This window comes from Reyranella sp. (assembly GCF_965279465.1).
GTDB lineage: Bacteria > Pseudomonadota > Alphaproteobacteria > Reyranellales > Reyranellaceae > Reyranella.
Genome location: NZ_OZ257242.1, coordinates 2,563,470 through 2,580,473 on the forward strand (window position 1 = coordinate 2,563,470; position 17,004 = coordinate 2,580,473).

General features: G+C 66.4%; 19 protein-coding genes. 18 read left to right on the top strand and 1 reads right to left on the bottom strand.

Features of this window, described 5'->3' with window-relative positions; genetic code table 11:
* Positions 1 to 88: 88 nt before the first annotated feature.
* The 12 genes from ACQY8M_RS12545 (at position 89) to ACQY8M_RS12600 (ending at position 9,465) form a co-directional block, all read left to right on the top strand.
* Positions 89 to 577 (top strand): urease accessory protein UreE, encoded by a 489-nt coding sequence (locus ACQY8M_RS12545; RefSeq protein WP_428672391.1) that lies wholly within the window; start codon positions 89 to 91, stop codon positions 575 to 577.
* A 49-nt stretch (positions 578 to 626) separates the two neighbouring features.
* Positions 627 to 1,325, top strand: coding sequence for an urease accessory protein UreF (locus tag ACQY8M_RS12550; RefSeq protein ID WP_428672393.1), 699 nt, complete (start codon positions 627 to 629; stop codon positions 1,323 to 1,325).
* Entirely contained in the window at positions 1,322 to 1,750 is a 429-nt protein-coding gene (locus tag ACQY8M_RS12555; RefSeq protein WP_428672395.1) for a DUF3995 domain-containing protein, read from the top strand. Before ACQY8M_RS12550 ends, ACQY8M_RS12555 begins: the two co-directional genes overlap by 4 nt.
* Positions 1,747 to 2,166, top strand: coding sequence for a DUF3995 domain-containing protein (locus ACQY8M_RS12560; protein ID WP_428672397.1), 420 nt, complete (start codon positions 1,747 to 1,749; stop codon positions 2,164 to 2,166). The genes ACQY8M_RS12555 and ACQY8M_RS12560 overlap by 4 nt, the downstream gene beginning before the upstream one ends.
* Before the next feature lie 13 nt (positions 2,167 to 2,179).
* Positions 2,180 to 2,797: an urease accessory protein UreG gene (gene ureG / locus ACQY8M_RS12565; protein WP_428672399.1), complete on the top strand. Its 618-nt coding sequence runs from the start codon at positions 2,180 to 2,182 to the stop codon at positions 2,795 to 2,797.
* Positions 2,798 to 3,112: 315 nt separating this feature from the next.
* Complete coding sequence (gene urtA, locus ACQY8M_RS12570) at positions 3,113 to 4,420, top strand: urea ABC transporter substrate-binding protein (protein WP_428672401.1); 1,308 nt, start codon at positions 3,113 to 3,115, stop codon at positions 4,418 to 4,420.
* Between the two features lie 77 nt (positions 4,421 to 4,497).
* Positions 4,498 to 6,111: an urea ABC transporter permease subunit UrtB gene (urtB, locus tag ACQY8M_RS12575; protein WP_428672403.1), complete on the top strand. Its 1,614-nt coding sequence runs from the start codon at positions 4,498 to 4,500 to the stop codon at positions 6,109 to 6,111.
* A 13-nt stretch (positions 6,112 to 6,124) separates the two neighbouring features.
* On the top strand, positions 6,125 to 7,243 hold the full coding sequence (gene urtC / locus ACQY8M_RS12580; RefSeq protein WP_428672405.1) for an urea ABC transporter permease subunit UrtC: 1,119 nt from the start codon (positions 6,125 to 6,127) through the stop codon (positions 7,241 to 7,243).
* Complete coding sequence (gene urtD, locus ACQY8M_RS12585; protein WP_428672407.1) at positions 7,240 to 8,010, top strand: urea ABC transporter ATP-binding protein UrtD; 771 nt, start codon at positions 7,240 to 7,242, stop codon at positions 8,008 to 8,010. The genes urtC and urtD overlap by 4 nt, the downstream gene beginning before the upstream one ends.
* 3 nt (positions 8,011 to 8,013) lie before the next feature.
* Positions 8,014 to 8,709, top strand: coding sequence for an urea ABC transporter ATP-binding subunit UrtE (urtE, locus tag ACQY8M_RS12590; RefSeq protein WP_428672409.1), 696 nt, complete (start codon positions 8,014 to 8,016; stop codon positions 8,707 to 8,709).
* A gap of 118 nt (positions 8,710 to 8,827) precedes the next feature.
* Positions 8,828 to 9,085, top strand: coding sequence for a type II toxin-antitoxin system Phd/YefM family antitoxin (locus ACQY8M_RS12595; protein ID WP_428672411.1), 258 nt, complete (start codon positions 8,828 to 8,830; stop codon positions 9,083 to 9,085).
* Positions 9,082 to 9,465 carry a type II toxin-antitoxin system VapC family toxin gene (locus ACQY8M_RS12600; RefSeq protein WP_428672413.1) on the top strand — a complete coding sequence of 128 codons (384 nt, stop codon included), beginning with the start codon at positions 9,082 to 9,084 and terminating at the stop codon, positions 9,463 to 9,465. Before ACQY8M_RS12595 ends, ACQY8M_RS12600 begins: the two co-directional genes overlap by 4 nt.
* A gap of 9 nt (positions 9,466 to 9,474) precedes the next feature.
* Here the strand turns inward: ACQY8M_RS12600 and ACQY8M_RS12605 are convergent, their stop codons facing one another.
* Positions 9,475 to 11,181, bottom strand: a complete 1,707-nt coding sequence (locus tag ACQY8M_RS12605) for an N-acyl-D-amino-acid deacylase family protein (protein ID WP_428672415.1) — start codon at positions 11,179 to 11,181, stop codon at positions 9,475 to 9,477.
* Positions 11,182 to 11,260: 79 nt separating this feature from the next.
* On the opposite strand from ACQY8M_RS12605, the gene ACQY8M_RS12610 reads away from it, so the two are divergent.
* The 6 genes from ACQY8M_RS12610 (at position 11,261) to ACQY8M_RS12635 (ending at position 17,004) form a co-directional block, all read left to right on the top strand.
* Positions 11,261 to 12,412 (top strand): NADH:flavin oxidoreductase/NADH oxidase, encoded by a 1,152-nt coding sequence (locus ACQY8M_RS12610; protein ID WP_428672417.1) that lies wholly within the window; start codon positions 11,261 to 11,263, stop codon positions 12,410 to 12,412.
* On the top strand, positions 12,409 to 13,623 hold the full coding sequence (locus ACQY8M_RS12615) for a CoA transferase (RefSeq protein ID WP_428672419.1): 1,215 nt from the start codon (positions 12,409 to 12,411) through the stop codon (positions 13,621 to 13,623). The genes ACQY8M_RS12610 and ACQY8M_RS12615 overlap by 4 nt, the downstream gene beginning before the upstream one ends.
* Entirely contained in the window at positions 13,610 to 14,788 is a 1,179-nt protein-coding gene (locus ACQY8M_RS12620; protein WP_428672421.1) for a 3-hydroxybenzoate 6-monooxygenase, read from the top strand. Before ACQY8M_RS12615 ends, ACQY8M_RS12620 begins: the two co-directional genes overlap by 14 nt.
* A gap of 324 nt (positions 14,789 to 15,112) precedes the next feature.
* Complete coding sequence (locus tag ACQY8M_RS12625) at positions 15,113 to 15,457, top strand: antibiotic biosynthesis monooxygenase family protein (RefSeq protein WP_428672423.1); 345 nt, start codon at positions 15,113 to 15,115, stop codon at positions 15,455 to 15,457.
* 121 nt (positions 15,458 to 15,578) lie between these two features.
* A complete protein-coding gene (locus tag ACQY8M_RS12630) occupies positions 15,579 to 16,502 on the top strand; it encodes a ketopantoate reductase family protein (RefSeq protein ID WP_428672425.1) in 924 nt (307 codons plus the stop codon).
* A gap of 79 nt (positions 16,503 to 16,581) precedes the next feature.
* Positions 16,582 to 17,004 (top strand): ester cyclase, encoded by a 423-nt coding sequence (locus ACQY8M_RS12635; RefSeq protein ID WP_428672427.1) that lies wholly within the window; start codon positions 16,582 to 16,584, stop codon positions 17,002 to 17,004.

The window sequence follows — 17,004 nt, forward strand, 5'->3', positions numbered from 1 at the left end:
CGCAGCGAGGGATCTTTCCTGTTGCCTCAAGGATCCCTCGCTGCGCTCGGGATGACAGGGATCGGTTGCTCGGGGGGACGAGGAGGCAATGAAACGCGCAACGGACGTCGTCCGCGCCGGCGCCTGGCCGACGGCGGAGAGGATCGACAGTGTCACCCTGCTGTTCGATGACCGCTATCGCCGCCGCCTGCGCATGCTGGGCGACGGCGGTCTCGATTTCCTGCTCGACCTGATCGAGCCAATCGTGCTGCACACCGGCGACGGGCTCAGGCTGGAAGATGGCGGCTTCGTCGAAGTGAGAGCGGCCGAGGAGGACTTGGTCGAGGTGCGCGGTCGCGACCCGGCCGCATTCGCGCGGCTCGCCTGGCATCTCGGTAATCGCCATCTCCCGGCGCAGATCGAGGGCGACCGCATCCTGATTCGCGATGACCACGTCATCGTCGACATGCTGCGCGGACTGGGCGCCGAGGTCCGCAAGGTGAGTGCACCGTTCGACCCCGAAGGCGGCGCCTACGGCCAGCACAACCACGATCCCGACCATCGCCATGGCGCCTTGCACGCCGAGCGTCATGGCTGATGGTTCGGTTGGAGTAAGAGGGTGCGGTCCCTCTCCCCGCTGAGAGATCGTGGTCCGCGCTGACATGGCCGTCGACCCGCTCTATCGCCTGCTGGCGTGGCTCTCTCCCGCCTATCCGATCGGTGCCTTCAGCTATAGCCACGGCGTCGAGACGGCGGTGGAGGAGGGCTTCATCAGGGACCGCGCTTCGCTCGTGGCCTGGCTCGAATCGGTGCTCACGGTCGGCACCGGCGCGGTCGATGGCGCCCTGTTCGCGGCCGCCTGGCGCGCCGCCGAAGCACAGGACTGGCCGGCCTTCGACTCTATCGCTGAGCGTGCCGCCGCCTGGCGCGGCACCTCGGAGATGGCGCTCGAATCGCGTCAGCAAGGCGGCTCGTTCCTGTCGATCACCCGCACAGCCTGGCCGCATGCCGATCTCGACGCGGTACACGAGCGGCTGGCCGGCGAGATCGCCCTGCCGGTCGCTGTGGCGTTGGCGGCAGCAACCCACGGCATCGCCCTCGAGATGGCGCTGGGCGGCTACCTGCATGCCTTCATGGCCAACCTTATCTCGGCGGCGGTGCGCGCGGTGCCGCTCGGGCAAACCGACGGGCAGCGGGCGCTGGCAGGTCTCGAAGGCGCGGTGCGGCGCACCGTCGAGGCGGCGCTGGCCGTCACCGATCTCGACGAGGTCGGCACGTCGACACCCTTGCTCGACTGGTGCTCGCTGCGCCATGAAATCCAGTACACGCGGCTGTTCCGCTCATGAGGGAACTGCTCGCTTTCCTCCTGTTTGCGGTCGTATTTTCCCTGTCGTTCGTTCATTTCCGGTGGAGCCGCGGCAGTCACTGGCCGGAGGAAAGCGAGGCCGCCTTGGCGCGGGCCGTCATCGGCAATGGTCGCCAGCGCATGCCCTCTCGTTTCGCCTGTCTCGCCGTATCGCTTGTGCTGGCTATGGTGGCGCTGTGGCCGCTCTGCGTCGTGGACCGCGCGACCGAACTGTCGATGCGCCAGGTGTCCATGGTGATCGCGGGCACATTCGTGGCGCGTGGCATTGCAGGCTATACTCCGCGTTGGCGCGCATACTTCTACGACCAACCCTTCACGACGCGCGACAAGCGATACTACTCCCCTCTCTGCCTTCTGCTCGGCCTGGGCTACGCTGCCTTTGCCTCCGGAGAATTCGGCGCATGACGCTACCCATCGTCCTGTCCCTCGTCGTCGCGCTGCTGGCGGCTGCGCACGCCTGGTGGGCGACGGGCCGGATCTGGCCGGCGGTCAATGCGTCCGCGCTGGCGCACGCGGTGATCGGCGACGGCCGCAACCGCATGCCTGCGCCCTGGCAGTGCGCCGCCGTCGCCGCGGCGCTTGCCGCCATCGCGGTCTGGCCATGGGTCGTACTGCGCTGGCCCGACAGCGCGCTCGTCCTCGTCGGGTCGATCGTGATCGGCGCAATGTTCTTCCTGCGCGGCACCGCGGGCTATAGTCCGCGCTGGCGCGGGCGATTCCCGGGCCGACCGTTCCGCACCCTCGACTTCTACCTCTACTCGCCGCTTTGCCTGGCGTTGGGTGTGGGCTTCATCAAGCTGCTGACGAGTGAGATGCACTGAGGGGACTGAAAAGATGACGTTGCGGGGTCCATTGCGGGTGGGCGTTGGGGGGCCGGTCGGCTCGGGCAAGACCGCCCTGGTCGAGCGGCTGTGCAAGACGATGCGCGGGACCTACGACATCGCCGTCGTCACCAACGACATCTACACCAAGGAAGATGCCGAGTTCCTGACCCGGGCCGGCGCGCTCGCTCCCGATCGAATCGTCGGCGTCGAGACCGGCGGCTGCCCGCATACGGCGATCCGCGAGGACGCTTCGATCAATCTCGCGGCCGTGTCGGACATCGTGCGCAAGTGGCCCGGCCTCGAGATCGTTTTCGTGGAGTCCGGCGGCGACAATCTTGCAGCGACCTTCTCTCCCGAGCTGGCTGATCTCACGATCTATGTCATCGATGTTGCGGCCGGAGAGAAAATTCCGCGCAAGGGAGGGCCGGGCATCACCCGCTCCGACCTGCTGATCATCAACAAGATCGATCTCGCCCCGCTGGTCGGCGCCAATCTCGAGGTGATGGACCGCGACGCCCGCCGGATGCGGGGCCAGCGGCCGTTCCTGTTCTCGAACCTGAAAGAGAACAAGGGCGTCGACGAGGTCGCGGCGTTTATCGTCCGCCAAGGCGGCCTGCCGGGGCGCTGAGAACCGGTTGGATGCCGGGTGTGCCCGCTTCAGGTGCTGATGCCGCCACGGGCAGCTGCCGGATTCGCGGGCATAAAACTGCCCTTCCCTGAGGCGCGTTGATCGAGGCGATGTCCGCTGGCGCGGGTTGCGAGAAGGTCGCAGCGCATCGGCAACTCGGATTTGCGCATCGCAGGAGGGCTCCTGCTGGTCGGCCGAGCGTGTGGCCCGGTGTCCGCCCAGCCTTGTTTTCCGGGCTTCGGAGCGATTTGGCACGACTTTCGCTTCCCTCTCGTTTCGGCGGGGCTTCCGTCGGGAAGAATAAGGAGAAGCGGGATGAAATTGGGTTCAATGATCCGGACGGGCGTCGTCGCGGCCAGCTTGCTGGCCAGCGCTGCGACCAGCGCGTTCGCTCAGGCGGGGGAGACGATCAAGGTCGGCGTCCTCCATTCCTTGTCGGGCACGATGGCGATCAGCGAGACGACCCTGAAGGACGCCGTGCTGATGATGATCGAGGAGCAGAACAAGAAGGGCGGCCTGCTGGGCAAGAAGCTCGAGGCCGTGGTGGTCGATCCGGCCTCGAACTGGCCGCTGTTCGCCGAGAAGGCGCGCGAGTTGCTGCAGAAGGACAAGGTCGCCGTGGTGTTCGGCTGCTGGACCTCGGTCAGCCGCAAGTCGGTGCTGCCGGTGTTCGAGGAGCTGAACGGTATCCTGTTCTATCCGGTCCAGTACGAGGGCCAGGAGAGCCAGCGTAACGTGTTCTACACCGGCGCTGCGCCGAACCAGCAGGCGATCCCGGCGGTCGACTACCTGATGAGCAAGGACGGCGGCGAAGTGAAGCGCTGGGTCCTGGCTGGTACCGACTACGTCTATCCGCGCACCACCAACAAGATCCTCGAGGCGTACCTGCTCCAGAAGGGCGTCGCGAAGGAAGACATCCTGATCAACTACACGCCGTTCGGTCATGCCGACTGGCAGTCGATCGTGGCCGACATCAAGAAGTTCGGCTCGGCCGGCAAGAAGACCGCCGTCGTGTCGACCATCAACGGCGATGCCAACGTTCCGTTCTACAAGGAGCTCGGCAACCAGGGCATCAAGGCCAAGGACATCCCGGTCGTGGCCTTCTCGGTGGGCGAAGAAGAACTCGCCGGCATCGACACCAAGCCGCTGGTCGGCCATCTGGCGGCCTGGAACTACTTCCAGTCGGTCAAGGACCCGGCGAACGAGAAGTTCATCAAGGATTGGCAGGCCTTCAAGAAGAAGTCGAATGCCGTGACCAACGATCCGATGGAAGCCACCGTGATCGGCTTCAACATGTGGGTCGAGGCAGTCAAGAAGGCCGGCACGACTGACCCCGACAAGGTGATCGACACGATCATCGGCATCAAGGTGCCGAACCTGACGGGCGGCGTCTCCGAGATGCTGCCGAACCACCACATCACCAAGCCGGTGCTGATCGGCGAGATCGAGGCCAACGGCCAGTTCGACGTGGTGTGGAAAACCCCGGGCCTCGTGCCGGGCGCTGCCTGGTCGCCAATTCTCGACGACTCCAAGAACCTGAAGGCCGATTGGACGAAGCCCGTGAACTGCGGAAACTTCGACACCGTGGCCAACAAGTGCATTGGCAAGACGGCGGCAAAGTAGGGTTCGACGCGCAAGACTCACAAGACGGGGCGACTTTCCGGTCGCCCCGTTTCCATCTCCGGGTTAAGTCACAGCACATGCTTCTTTTGCGACCGTTCGCGGTTCTGATCTCGGTGCTGGCCTCGCTGGCACTGGCCGGAGCGGCCCTCGCGGCCGATCTCGCTACGCTGGTTGGCAATCTTACCACCGGTGGTTTCAGCGAGCGCGAGGCGGCGATCGCCGCGCTGGCGACCTCGGGCGAGGAGCGCGCGGCGCCAATCCTCGAAGCCCTGGCGGCCGGTCAGCTCTATGTCCGCAATTCCGACAAGCTCGTGGTCATCGGCAAGACGGACGGCAACAAGCTGGCGCTGAGCGAGGCCATCTCCGGCAAGGCGGCGGGCAGTGCGGTCGAGGCCGATCTCGATCGTGTCCGGGTCAACAACCGCCTGCGCGGCACCATCGAAGCCGCGGTCGGCTCGCTCACCTTGATGAGCCCCAATCCAAGAGTGCGCCTCGGCGCTGCCGACGCCCTGTTCAAGCGACGCGATGCGACGGCGCTGGCAGCCCTCGATCAGGCGCTTGCCGCCGAAAGGGACCCGCGCATCAAGCGCGCGATGAGCGAGGCGCGCGCCGCCATCGTGCTCGCCACCCCCGACTCTCCGGCGGCGCAGAAGCTGGAGGCGATCGCCCTGGTGCGCGACCGCGCCGACCGCGATTCGCTTGGCGTCCTGCAGGTGGCCGCCTCGGCCTCCGACGGCGAGGTCAAGGCGGCGGCGATGGCCGCGGCCGCGTCGATCGAGCAGACCCTGGCAGCCTGGCAGATGGCGCAGAATGTCTGGTACGGCATCTCGCTCGGCTCGGTGCTGCTGCTGGCCGCCATCGGCCTCGCCATCACCTTCGGCACCATGGGCGTGATCAACATGGCGCACGGCGAGATGGTTATGCTCGGCGCCTACACGACCTTCGTCGTCCAGGAGATCATCCGAACCTCGGCGCCCAATCTGTTCGATATTTCCCTGGTGATCGCCCTGCCGCTCGCCTTCGTCGTCTCGGGTGCCGTCGGCATCCTGATCGAGCGCACCATCATCCGCTTCCTCTACGGACGGCCGCTCGACACGCTGCTCGCGACCTGGGGCCTCTCGCTCGTGCTGCAGCAGGCGGTGCGCTCGATCTTCGGCTCGTCCAACCGCGAGGTCGGCTCGCCGTCCTGGATGTCGGGCACCTTTCAGGTCGGCCAGCTCAACATCACCTACGGGCGGCTCTGGATCGTGGTGTTCGCATTGATGGTCTTCGTCACCCTGATCCTTGTGCTGCGCAAGACGCCGCTCGGCCTCTACATGCGCGCCGTGACCCAGAACCGGCCCATGGCGTCGGCCGTCGGCATCCGAACGCCGCGGGTCGATGCGCTGACCTTCGGCCTCGGTTCCGGCATCGCCGGCCTGGCCGGCGTGGCGCTGAGCCAGATCGACAATGTCAGTCCCAACCTCGGGCAGGGCTACATCATCGACTCCTTCATGGTCGTCGTGTTTGGCGGCGTCGGCAATCTGTTCGGCACGCTGATCGGCGCGCTGACGCTCGGCGTGGTCAACAAGTTCCTCGAACCCTACGCCGGCGCGGTGCTGGGCAAGATCCTGGTGCTGGTGTTCATCATCATGTTCATCCAGCGCCGGCCGCGCGGCCTGTTCGCGCTGAAGGGCCGCTCGGTCGAATGAGGGCGGTCGAACAATGATCACGCGCTTCCTCTGGCAGGGCATGACCCGCAACCTGCGCCTCTTCGTTCTGCTGGTCCTGGCGGTCGGCATCCTCGTGCCGCTGTCGAACTTGCTCCTGCCGCCGGACAGCGCCTTCCGCACGCCGTCCTGGGCGCTGCAGCTCATCGGCAAGTATCTCTGCTACGCGTCGCTGGCGCTGGCGGTCGATCTCGTCTGGGGCTTCTGCGGCATCCTCACGCTCGGTCACGCTGCCTTCTTCGCGCTCGGCGGTTACTGCATGGGCATGTATCTCATGCGCCAGATCGGCACGCGCGGCGTGTACGGCAACCCGATCCTTCCCGACTTCATGGTCTTCCTGAACTACAAGGAACTCCCCTGGTTCTGGCACGGCTTCGACAGCTTCTGGTTCGCCGCACCAATGATCGTGCTGGTGCCCAGCGTGCTGGCGCTCGCGCTCGGCTGGTTCGCCTTCCGTAGCCGCGTCACCGGCGTCTACCTGTCGATCATCACCCAGGCGATGACATTTGCCTTGCTGCTCGCCTTCTTCCGCAACGACATGGGGCTCGGCGGCAACAACGGCATGACCGACTTCAAGGATATCCTCGGCTATTCCGTGCAATCCGATACGACCCGCGCCGTGCTGTGCTTCGTTTCGGCGCTCGCGCTGGCGATCTTCCTGGTGATCTCCGCCGCCATCATCGGCTCGCGCTTCGGCAAGGCCCTGACCGCCGTGCGCGACGCGGAGAGCCGCATGCGGTTCCTCGGTTATCGGGTCGAGCACTACAAGCTGTTCGTGTTCGTGCTGTCGGCGGCGATGGCCGGCATCGCGGGCGCGCTCTACGTGCCGCAGGTCGGCATCATCAATCCCAGCGAGTTTGCGCCCGGCAACTCGATCGAAGCGGTGCTGTGGGTCGCCGTCGGTGGGCGCGGCACGCTGATCGGGCCGGTGATCGGGGCGTTCATCGTGAACTTCGGCAAGACCTATCTCACCGGCGCGCTGCCGGAGGTGTGGCTGTTCGCGCTCGGCGCGCTGTTCATCGTCGTGACGCTCTTGCTGCCCAAGGGCGTCGTCGGCCTGTGGAACCAGTTCACATCCCGCTCGCGCGAGCGCAAGGCGAGGGCTACGGCATGAAGGCCCCCCACATCACCCATGCGCGCACCACCTCGGCGCTGCTCTATCTCAGCGGCGTCACCGTCTCGTTCGACGGGTTCAGGGCGCTGAACAATCTTTCGCTGCTGATCGAGCCGGGCGAGATGCGGGCGATCATCGGCCCCAACGGCGCCGGCAAGACCACGATGATGGATGTCATCACCGGCAAGACGCGGCCGGACTCGGGCGAGGTAGTGTTCGACGGCACCGCCGACCTCACCAAGCTCGACGAGGCGAACATCGCCACGCTCGGCATCGGCCGCAAGTTCCAGAAGCCCACCGTGTTCGATAACCACACGGTCCGCGACAATCTCCTGCTGGCGCTGGCCGGCATGCGGAGCTGGTACCAGCTGCTGACCGCTACACCCAGCAAGGCCGAGAACAATCGGCTGGAGGAGATCCTGGCGATCATCCGCATGGGCGCGCAGCAGCACATGCTGGGTGCCCGGCTCAGCCACGGACAAAAGCAATGGCTCGAGATCGGCATGCTGCTGGCGCAGAACCCCAAGCTGATGCTGGTCGACGAGCCGGTCGCAGGCATGACCGACGTCGAGACCGAGACCACGGCGCAGGTGCTGCGCGAGGTCAACAAGGCGCATTCGGTGGTCGTGGTCGAGCACGACATGAGCTTCGTGCGCGCGCTCGGTGTGAAGGTGACGGTGCTGCACGAGGGCTCGACCCTGGCCGAGGGCTCGCTCGACCAGGTGAGCGCCGATCCGCGCGTCGTCGAAGTCTATCTCGGGCGCTGATCCATGCTCACGGTCCAGAACGTCAATCTCTACTACGGTGCCGCCCAGGCCTTGCGCGGCGTGTCGCTCTCGGCTTCGATCGGTCGCGTGTTTTGCCTGCTCGGCCGCAATGGCGTCGGCAAGACCAGCCTGTTGCGGGCGATTTCGGGCCTGCAGCCGATTGCGTCGGGCTCGATCCAGGTCGATGGCCAGGAGGTCTCGAAGTTGCCGGCGTACGAGCGCGCGCGGCGTGGCGTGGCACTGGTGCCGCAGGGCCGCGAGATCTTCCCGCTGCTGACGGTGAAGGAGAACCTCGAGACGGGCTTCGCGCCGGTGGGCCGCGAGCACAAGAAGGTGCCTGACGAGGTGTTCGAGCTCTTTCCGGTGCTGCAGTCGATGCTGCGCCGGCGCGGCGGCGATCTGTCGGGCGGCCAGCAGCAGCAGCTTGCGATCGGCCGCGCCCTCACCATGCGGCCCAAGCTCCTGGTGCTCGACGAGCCGACCGAAGGCATCCAGCCGTCGGTGATCAAGGACATCGGCCGCGCCATCATCTACCTGCGCCAGCGCGGCGACATGGCGATCCTGCTGGTCGAGCAATATCTCGAGTTCGCCCACGAGCTGGCCGACGATTTCGCGGTGATGGACCGCGGCGAAGTCGTGATGTCCGGAACGCGCGAGACGTTCGACCAGGAAGCCGTGCGCCGGCACATGACCGTTTGAACAACGCGTTCCTCCGCTTTGCCGACTCCTCGGTCAAGGGAAGCCATTGATCTGGACCATAAGATAGTCTATTTATTGCAAATTGGACTTCTGACTGGTCCGAAATGGGGGTGAGGCGGTGCAGGTGTCCGTAACGGAGGCGAAGGGTCAATTGACCGAGTTGGTCCGGCGTGCAGAAGCGGGAGAAGAGGTCATCCTGACCAGACATGGCCATGCGGCGGTACGCCTTGTCCCTGTGAAGGCTGCGCAGGATAGAAAATCTCGCCGGGCGTTACTCGAAGCCGTTCGAGCCGCAGCGTCCGCGAAGGCGACCACCGGACCGAGCGCGGCGCGCAGCCAGGATTTTCTCTACGGGGCTGATGGCCTTCCGGAATGATCGCAGTAGATACGTCGGCGCTGATGGCAATTGTGCTCGACGAGCCGGAAGCAAACTCCTGTATCGGCGCACTTGAAGCTGAAGGTGATCTCCTGATCTCCGCAGGCACGGTGGCAGAGGCTCTCATCGTCTCTGCCCGGCGGCATGTCGGAGAGGAGATGACGCGCCTGATCGACGGGCTCGGCTTCGAGATAGTGAGTCTTACGCCCGCTTCCGCCCGGCGTGTCGCCCACGCCTATGCGAAGTGGGGGAAGGGCGTGCATCCGGCGGCGCTGAATTTTGGAGACTGCTTCGCCTATGAAGTGGCGAAAGAACATGCTTGTCGCCTGCTGTATGTCGGCGACGATTTTGCAAAGACAGACATCGAGAGGGTGCTCTGAGAAGGAGAGTTAGACCGGGGATTGCGCCCCACGCACTACACCGCCGGGCGTCGCGCCCGTCAGCTCGTCGTTGCGTAGGGTCTCGACGCCGGCATTGAAAGTGTGGCGGTATCCCGACGCGCGCTGGATCAGGCGGCGGCCGCCGGCCGGCAGGTCGTAGACGACCTCCGGACGCTTCAGGGTGAGGGCGTCGAAATCGATGATGTTGATATCGGCCTTGTGGCCCGGCGCCAGCAGGCCGCGGTCGAGCAGGCCGTAGGCCTCGGCGGTGCCGCGGGTCTGCTTGGCGATCAGGAACTCGAGCCCGAGCTTCGGCCCATGCTGGCGGTCGCGAGCCCACAGGGTCATCAGCGAGGTGGGTGAGGAGGCGTCGCAGATCACGCCGACATGTGCGCCGCCGTCGGCCACGCCGAGCACGGTCGCAGGATCGGTGATCATCTCGTGCACAACTTCGAGATTGCCGTAGGCGTAGTTCTCGAACGGCAGCATCAGCAGGCCCTTGCCGCCGTGCGCCATCATAGCCTCGAGTGCCACTTCCTGCGGCGTGCGGCCGGTACGCTGGGCGACCGCGGCCACCGAGTTGGCGGCAGCGGGCTCGAAGTCCGGCCGGTCGCCGATCGGGAACATCTTGTGGAACCATTCGCCCATGTAGGCGGCCGCATCGTCGCCCTCGCGCGGTGCGGTCAGGCGCCGACGCAGGTCGGCATCGGTCTTGAGCCGTGCGTGCAGCTCGGTCGGCGAGAGCTTACGCAGCTCGCGCCACACCGGATGGGCGGCGAAGGGATGAACCGTGGTCTCGAAACCCATGATCACGCCGATCGGCCGCGAGCCGACCTGCGCGTTGGCGGCACGGCCCTGCGCCCGCACGCCGTGGATCTGGTCCAGCGTCTCGCGCCATAGCTTCGGCTGGGCGTCGACCTGCACCAGCAACACCGATAGCGGCCGGCCGGCAAGCTTCGCCGCCGCGTCGAGCGCCTCGAACTCGCCCGGGCCGAAATCCGAATTGACCTGCAGCACGCCCCTGCCTGCGCGCTTCATGCCCTCGGCCAGGGCGAAGAGCTCGACCTCGCGCGCGCTGAGCGACGGGGTGAAGCGGCCGTCGCGCGCCTTGTGCTTGGTGGTGCGCGAGGTGGTGACCCCCAGCGCGCCGGCACGCAGGGCTTCCTCGACAAGGCGCGTCATCTCCTCGCGCTCGCCCTGGTTCGGCACCTCGGCATGGTCGGCGCCGCGATCGCCCATGACGTAGAAGCGCAGCGCGCCGTGCGGCAGCTGCGCCGCCACGTCAACCGCGCGCGTCATCGATCCGAGCGCGTCGAGATAGTCGGGGAAGCTCTCCCAGTTGAACTTCACGCCCTCGCTCAGGACCGTGCCGGGAATGTCCTCGACGCCTTCCATCAGGTTGATCAAATAGCCCGACTGGCCGGGCCGCACCGGTGCGAAGCCGACACCGCAGTTGCCGAACACCGTCGTGGTCACGCCGTGCCATGACGACGGCGTGACGAACGGGTCCCAGGTTGCCTGGCCGTCGTAGTGGGTGTGGATGTCGACGAAGCCCGGCGCAACGATCAGTCCGTCAGCCTCGATCTCGCGTTTGGCCGCGCCGAGCTTCGGCCCGACGGCGGCGATCTTGCCGTCCTGCACGGCGACATCGGCCACGCGGCGCGGGGCGCCGGAGCCATCGATAACGGTTCCGTTTCGGATGACGAGGTCAAACATGGTCAAAGGATAGGCCCGGTCGTCGGCGCGGTCTATGTTCCCCCGTTCCGCCAGGAAGCGGGAGAGGGAGTTTTCGGAGTTGTCGAAGCCGCTTTTGTTCACGCCGTTCGCCATGCGCGGCGTCACCGCCCCCAACCGGGCGGTGGTCTCGCCGATGGTGCAGTACCGGGCCACCGACGGGCTGGTGAACGACTATCACATCGTGCATCTCGGCAAGTTCGCACTGGGCAAGTTCGGCATCGTCTTCACCGAAAACTGCGCCGTCGAGCCGCGCGGCCGGGTCACCCAGGGCGATCTCGGCATGTGGGACGATAGCCAGATCGAAGGGCACAGGCGGCTGACGCGCTTCCTGCAGCGGGAGGGGTCGCTGGCCGCCACCCAGATCACCCATGCCGGCCGCAAGGCCTCCTCGCCGCGCCAGTTCGACAAGCCGGACGAGTTTGGCCCCAAGGACGGCGGCTGGGAACGCTGGCAGGTGGTCGGTCCCTCGGAGCTGTCGGCCGGGGAACGCTACTCGGAGTCGCCGCTCGCGCTGGACGTCCCGGGGATGGAAGCGATCGTGAAGAAATTCGGCGAAGCGGCGCGCCGCGCCGACGCCGCCGGATACGACATCATCGAGATCCACGGCGCGCACGGCTATCTGCTGGCGCAATTCCTCTCGCCGATCAGCAACAAGCGCAACGACGCGTATGGCGGGGATCGCGCCGGCCGCATGAAGTTCCCGCTCGCGGCGGCGAAGGCGGTGCGCGAGAACTGGCCGGAGCACAAGCCGATGTTCATCCGCGTCTCGGCGGTCGACGGCGGAGGCGGTTGGGACGTCGACGATACGGTCGCCTATGCGCATGAGCTGAAGGCGCTGGGCATCGACGTGGTCGACACCTCGTCGGGCGGTCTCACCGGCCTGTCGACGGCGGCGCCCATCAAGCGCGCCCTCGGCTTCCAGGTGCCGTTCGCGGCGGCGGTGAAGCGCGGCGCCCGCATCCCGACCATGGCCGTCGGCCTGATTCTCGACGGGCCGCAGGCCGAGAAGGTCCTGCAGGACGGCGACGCCGACCTGATCGCGATCGGGCGGCAGGCGCTTTACGACCCGTTCTGGCCGCTGCATGCGGCGCAGGAGCTGGGCTGCGACCTCGACTTCGGGATGTGGAACCCCGAGTACGGCTGGTGGCTCGACAAGCGCAAGAACAACCTTCCAGCTGACCGCGCCGCCACAGGACAGGCAATCAAATGACAGGCATTCTTGCTGGCCTTCGCATCGTCGAGGGCTCGGCCTTCATCGCCGCGCCTCTGGGCGGCATGACGCTCGCACAGCTCGGCGCCGACGTGATCCGCTTCGACGACATCAAGGGCGGGCTGGATAGCGATCGATGGCCGATCACGAAGGATGGCCGCTCGATCTATTGGGCGGGCCTCAACAAGGGCAAGCGCTCGATCGCCGTCGACCTGCGCAGCCCGAAAGGCCGCGAGCTCTTGACCGCGCTGATCAACGCGCCGGGCGAGGGCGCGGGCATCTTCACCACCAACATGCCGGCGCGCGGCTGGCTCGCCTACGAGGAGCTGTCGAAGAAGCGTGCCGACCTGATCGCACTCAACATCGTGGGAGCGCGCGACGGCTCGGCGCATGTCGACTACACGGTGAACGCCATCACCGGCTTTCCAATGGTGACCGGACCGGCCGGCCATGACGGACCGGTGAATGCCGTCGCTCCGCCGTGGGACCTCGCGACGGCTTACGCCGGCGCGATGGCAATCCTCGCCGCCGAGCGGCACCGCCGCATGACCGGGCAGGGACAGCGTATCGTGCTGCCGCTGCAGGACATGGCGCTCGCGGCCACCTCGGCGCTGGGGTACCTCGGCGAGGCGGTGGTCAACGACGTCGACCGGCCGCGCTTCGGCAACGAGATCTTCGGCACCTTCGGCCGCGACTTCAGGACGAAGGACGGCCGTTCGGTGATGATCTGCATCTTCTCCGACCGCCATGTCGATGCGCTGGCGGCGGCAGGTGGATTCGCCGACGCCTTCGCGGTGATCGAGAAGAAGACCGGCCACGACCTCAAGACCGATGCCGGACGCTGGAACGCACGGGCCGAGCTCTGTGCCGTGATCGAGCCGTGGGTCGCCGCCCATACGGCCGACGAGGTGAGCGCCGCGCTCAGGAAGGCCGGCGCGCTGTGGGCGCCGTACAAAACCTTCCGCGAGCTAAGCCATGATCGCGAGGCGGTGCTCGACAACCCGATGTTCACCGTGCTCGATCAGCCGGGCATCGGCCGCTACCCGGTTGCCGCCACGCCGCTGCAGTTCGGGGCGGTCCCGCGCGAGGCACCCAAACCCGCGCCCACGCTGGGCCAGCATACCGACGAGATTTTGTCCGGTATCCTCGGCTTGCCGGCGCACGAGATCGCCCGGCTGCATGACGAGAAGGTAGTGGGTGGTCCGAGATAGAATTCTCATCGCCGGCGGTGGCATCGGTGGCCTGGCGGCCGCGCTGGCGCTGGCCCAGAAGAACATCCCGTCGCTGGTGCTGGAGAAGGCCGCGCAGCTCGGCGAGATCGGCGCCGGCATCCAGCTCGGCCCGAATGCGTTTCATTGCTTCGATCGCCTCGGCGTCGGCGAGACCGCCCGCAAGATGGCGGTCTATATCGACCAGCTCCGGCTCATGGACTCGCTGGCCGATGGTGAGATCTGCCATATCGATCTTGGCGAGGCGTTCCGTGCGCGCTACGGAAATCCGTATGCCGTGGTCCATCGCGGCGACCTGCATGGCGTTCTGCTGACAGCCTGCCGCGAGCATCCGCTGATCGAGCTCAGGGTCTCGAGCGAGGTCACCGGCTACGATCAGGACGGCACGACCGTCAGCGCCCGCCTCGGCACCGGCGAGAGGGTGACCGGCGCGGCGCTGGTCGGCGCCGACGGCCTGTGGTCCAACGTCCGCCGCCAGGTGGTGGGGGACAGCGCGCCGCGTGTCTCGGGCCATACGACCTACCGCTCGGTGATCCCGACCGAGCAGATGCCCGAAGACTTGCGCTGGAACGCGGCGACGCTGTGGGCGGGGCCGAAGTGCCACATCGTCCATTACCCGCTGTCGGGCTGGAAGGTGTTCAACCTGGTCGTCACCTACCACAACGATGCTCCCGAGCCGGTCGCCGGCAAGCCGGTGTCGGAGGAAGAGGTGCGGCGTGGCTTCGTCCACGTTTGCGAGCGGGCGCAGAACATCATTCGCCACGGCAGGGACTGGCGCATGTGGGTGCTGTGCGACCGCGATCCGGTCGACAGGTGGGTCGACGGCCGAGTTGCGCTGCTGGGCGATGCCGCCCATCCGATGCTGCAATACATGGCCCAAGGCGCCTGCATGGCGATGGAGGACGCGGTCTGCCTCGCCGATTCGCTCGCGAAAACCGACACGCTCGAATCGGGACTCGAGACCTATAGCGCCCGCCGCGTGCTGCGCACCGCGCGGGTTCAACTCATGTCGCGGGCGATGGGCGACCATGTCTACCATCCCGCCGGCCCGCACGCGGCGCTGCGCAATGCGATCATGAGCGCGAAGAACCAGCCCGACTGGTACGCGGTGCTCGACTGGCTCTATGGCGGCAGCGGGCTGGATTGATCGCCGGTCCTCGAGACTTCCAGTCGCTCGCCATCAGCGTGCCGCAGAAGCCCTACTGATCGCGTCGCCGCGTCCCCTCATCCTTTCGCCGGCGATGTTCGTCCGCTGCCTGGCGATAGGCGCGCCATGCAAGCAGCACTGCGGCCAGCGATGCCAGTCCGGCGAGAGCATAGACCATGCCTGGATCTTCCGTGCCTGAAAACATGAGGCGCCTCATTTGCGGCGAAGTGCACGACGACGCGCCAGAATCCTAGCATCCTTCGACGCACGCCGAAATGACGGCGGCCCGCAAACGCCTATCTCTTGCGTTAAAGGAGACCCGCCATGATCGCTGTGATCTTCGAAGTGTGGCCGGCCGATGGCCGCAAGCAGACCTATCTCGACATCGCCGCCCGCCTGAAGCCCGAGCTGGAGCGGATCGAGGGCTTCATCAGCATCGAGCGCTTCCAGAGCCTGGTCGACGACAGGAAGCTGCTCTCACTCTCCTTCTGGCGCGACGAGGAGGCGGTGAAGGCCTGGCGCAATGTCGAGCATCACCGCCAGGCACAGGCCGCCGGACGCGGCGGTGTGCTGCGCGACTATCACCTGCGCGTCGCCGCCGTCGCGCGCGACTACGGCATGACCGAGCGCGCCGAAGCGCCCGCCGATTCGCGGGCGAAGAACGGCTGAAGCCTTCTCGGACTCAAAGGAGCGCGCCACTGGAGTGGCGCGGTCCAATGAGCAGGATTCCTCGTCCCTCTCCGAGGAATTGTCGCGGGAGCGGCGGAGGCGCTTCGCTATCGTCCGCGGCATGAAAATCCTGGTTGTCGGCGCCGGTGGGATCGGCGGTTATTTCGGCGCTCGCCTGTTACGGGCTGAGCGCGACGTTACCTTCCTGGTGCGGCCACGCCGAGCGGCGGAGCTCGCCAAGACCGGCCTGGTAGTGAAGAGCAAGCTCGGCGACATCGCCTTGCCGGCCCCGCCCACCGTGTCGGCGGAGAAGCTGAAAGGCCCGTACGATCTCGTCCTGCTGAGTTGCAAGGCCTTCGATCTCGAGGGCGCGATGACCTCCTTTGCACCCGTCATCGGTCCGGGCACGGCGATCCTGCCGCTGCTGAACGGCATTGGCCATCTCGACATGCTGGGCCGGCGCTTCGGCAAGGACATCGTGCTGGGCGGGCAGGTCGCGATCTCGCTGACGCTCGATCCCGAAGGCCGCATCCAGCATCTGAACGACGGCCTCAGCCTCAGCTTCGGCGAGCTTGCGGGTTCGCGCACGCCGCGGATCGAGGCGATCGCCGCCGAGTTCGCTGCGGCGGGTATCCAGGCGGGACGGAGCGAGACCATCCTACAGGACATGTGGGAGAAGTGGGTGTTCATCGCTTCGGCCGCCGGTATCACCTGCCTGATGCGCGCCTCGATCGGAGACATCGTGGCCGGCGGCGGCGCGCCGCTCGCTGTGACGCTGCTCGACGAGATCTCCGCGATCGCAACGCTGAACGGCTTCCTGCCGCGCCCGGCGTCGGCACAGCGGGCGCGGGCGATGCTCACGGCGGCCGGCTCGCCTTTCACCGCCTCGATGCTGCGCGACGTCGAGGGCAATCGCGCGGTCGAGGCCGATCATGTGCTGGGCGAGCTGCTGAAGCGCGGCAAGGACGGGCGCTATCCGGTTCTCACGGCGGCCTATGCCCATCTCAAGGCCTATGAGGCACGGCGGGCTCGGATTGCGATATGATACTTTTTTCTTGAAATGAGATGATTGTCTCATTATACGGCTGTCGTTCCAAAGAGACTTCGGACGACAGGAGACGACGATGGCGCTCACCCGCGCGCAGATGGATGCGAAGATCGACGAGCATTTCGGCTTCGAGGCGAACGACAATGTCGACGGCGTGCTGGCGACCCTGTCGCCCGACGTAGTGCACGACATCGTCGGCTGGCCGACCGGCCCGACGCGCGGTCCGGACGCCGCTCGGCCGTTCTACGTGAGCCTGTTCGCCGACCTCCAGGATGGCAAGGTGCGTACTCTCAAGCGGCTCTACGGCGAGAACTTCCTGGTTGACGAATCGGAATGGAGCGGCACCGCGCCGGGTCGGCCTTTCGGACTCGAAGGCAAGGGTCGGCCGCTGAAGTTCCGCCTGCTGCACATTGTCGAATTCGCGCCGACCGGCGACATCAGGCGCGAGAATGTCTGGCTCGACCTCGCCGCCATCCAGCGCCAGCTGCCGCAGGTCTGA

Coding starts and splice junctions, on each gene's coding strand:
- urtB (WP_428672403.1), top strand. CDS start 4,498: ATGCTTCTTTTGCGACCGTTCGCGGTTCTGATCTCGGTGCTGGCCTCG.
- ACQY8M_RS12615 (WP_428672419.1), top strand. CDS start 12,409: ATGACAGGCATTCTTGCTGGCCTTCGCATCGTCGAGGGCTCGGCCTTC.
- ACQY8M_RS12600 (WP_428672413.1), top strand. CDS start 9,082: ATGATCGCAGTAGATACGTCGGCGCTGATGGCAATTGTGCTCGACGAG.
- ureG (WP_428672399.1), top strand. CDS start 2,180: ATGACGTTGCGGGGTCCATTGCGGGTGGGCGTTGGGGGGCCGGTCGGC.
- ACQY8M_RS12545 (WP_428672391.1), top strand. CDS start 89: ATGAAACGCGCAACGGACGTCGTCCGCGCCGGCGCCTGGCCGACGGCG.
- urtA (WP_428672401.1), top strand. CDS start 3,113: ATGAAATTGGGTTCAATGATCCGGACGGGCGTCGTCGCGGCCAGCTTG.
- ACQY8M_RS12560 (WP_428672397.1), top strand. CDS start 1,747: ATGACGCTACCCATCGTCCTGTCCCTCGTCGTCGCGCTGCTGGCGGCT.
- ACQY8M_RS12605 (WP_428672415.1), bottom strand. CDS start 11,181: ATGTTTGACCTCGTCATCCGAAACGGAACCGTTATCGATGGCTCCGGC.
- ACQY8M_RS12555 (WP_428672395.1), top strand. CDS start 1,322: ATGAGGGAACTGCTCGCTTTCCTCCTGTTTGCGGTCGTATTTTCCCTG.
- urtD (WP_428672407.1), top strand. CDS start 7,240: ATGAAGGCCCCCCACATCACCCATGCGCGCACCACCTCGGCGCTGCTC.
- urtE (WP_428672409.1), top strand. CDS start 8,014: ATGCTCACGGTCCAGAACGTCAATCTCTACTACGGTGCCGCCCAGGCC.
- ACQY8M_RS12630 (WP_428672425.1), top strand. CDS start 15,579: ATGAAAATCCTGGTTGTCGGCGCCGGTGGGATCGGCGGTTATTTCGGC.
- urtC (WP_428672405.1), top strand. CDS start 6,125: ATGATCACGCGCTTCCTCTGGCAGGGCATGACCCGCAACCTGCGCCTC.
- ACQY8M_RS12635 (WP_428672427.1), top strand. CDS start 16,582: ATGGCGCTCACCCGCGCGCAGATGGATGCGAAGATCGACGAGCATTTC.
- ACQY8M_RS12625 (WP_428672423.1), top strand. CDS start 15,113: ATGATCGCTGTGATCTTCGAAGTGTGGCCGGCCGATGGCCGCAAGCAG.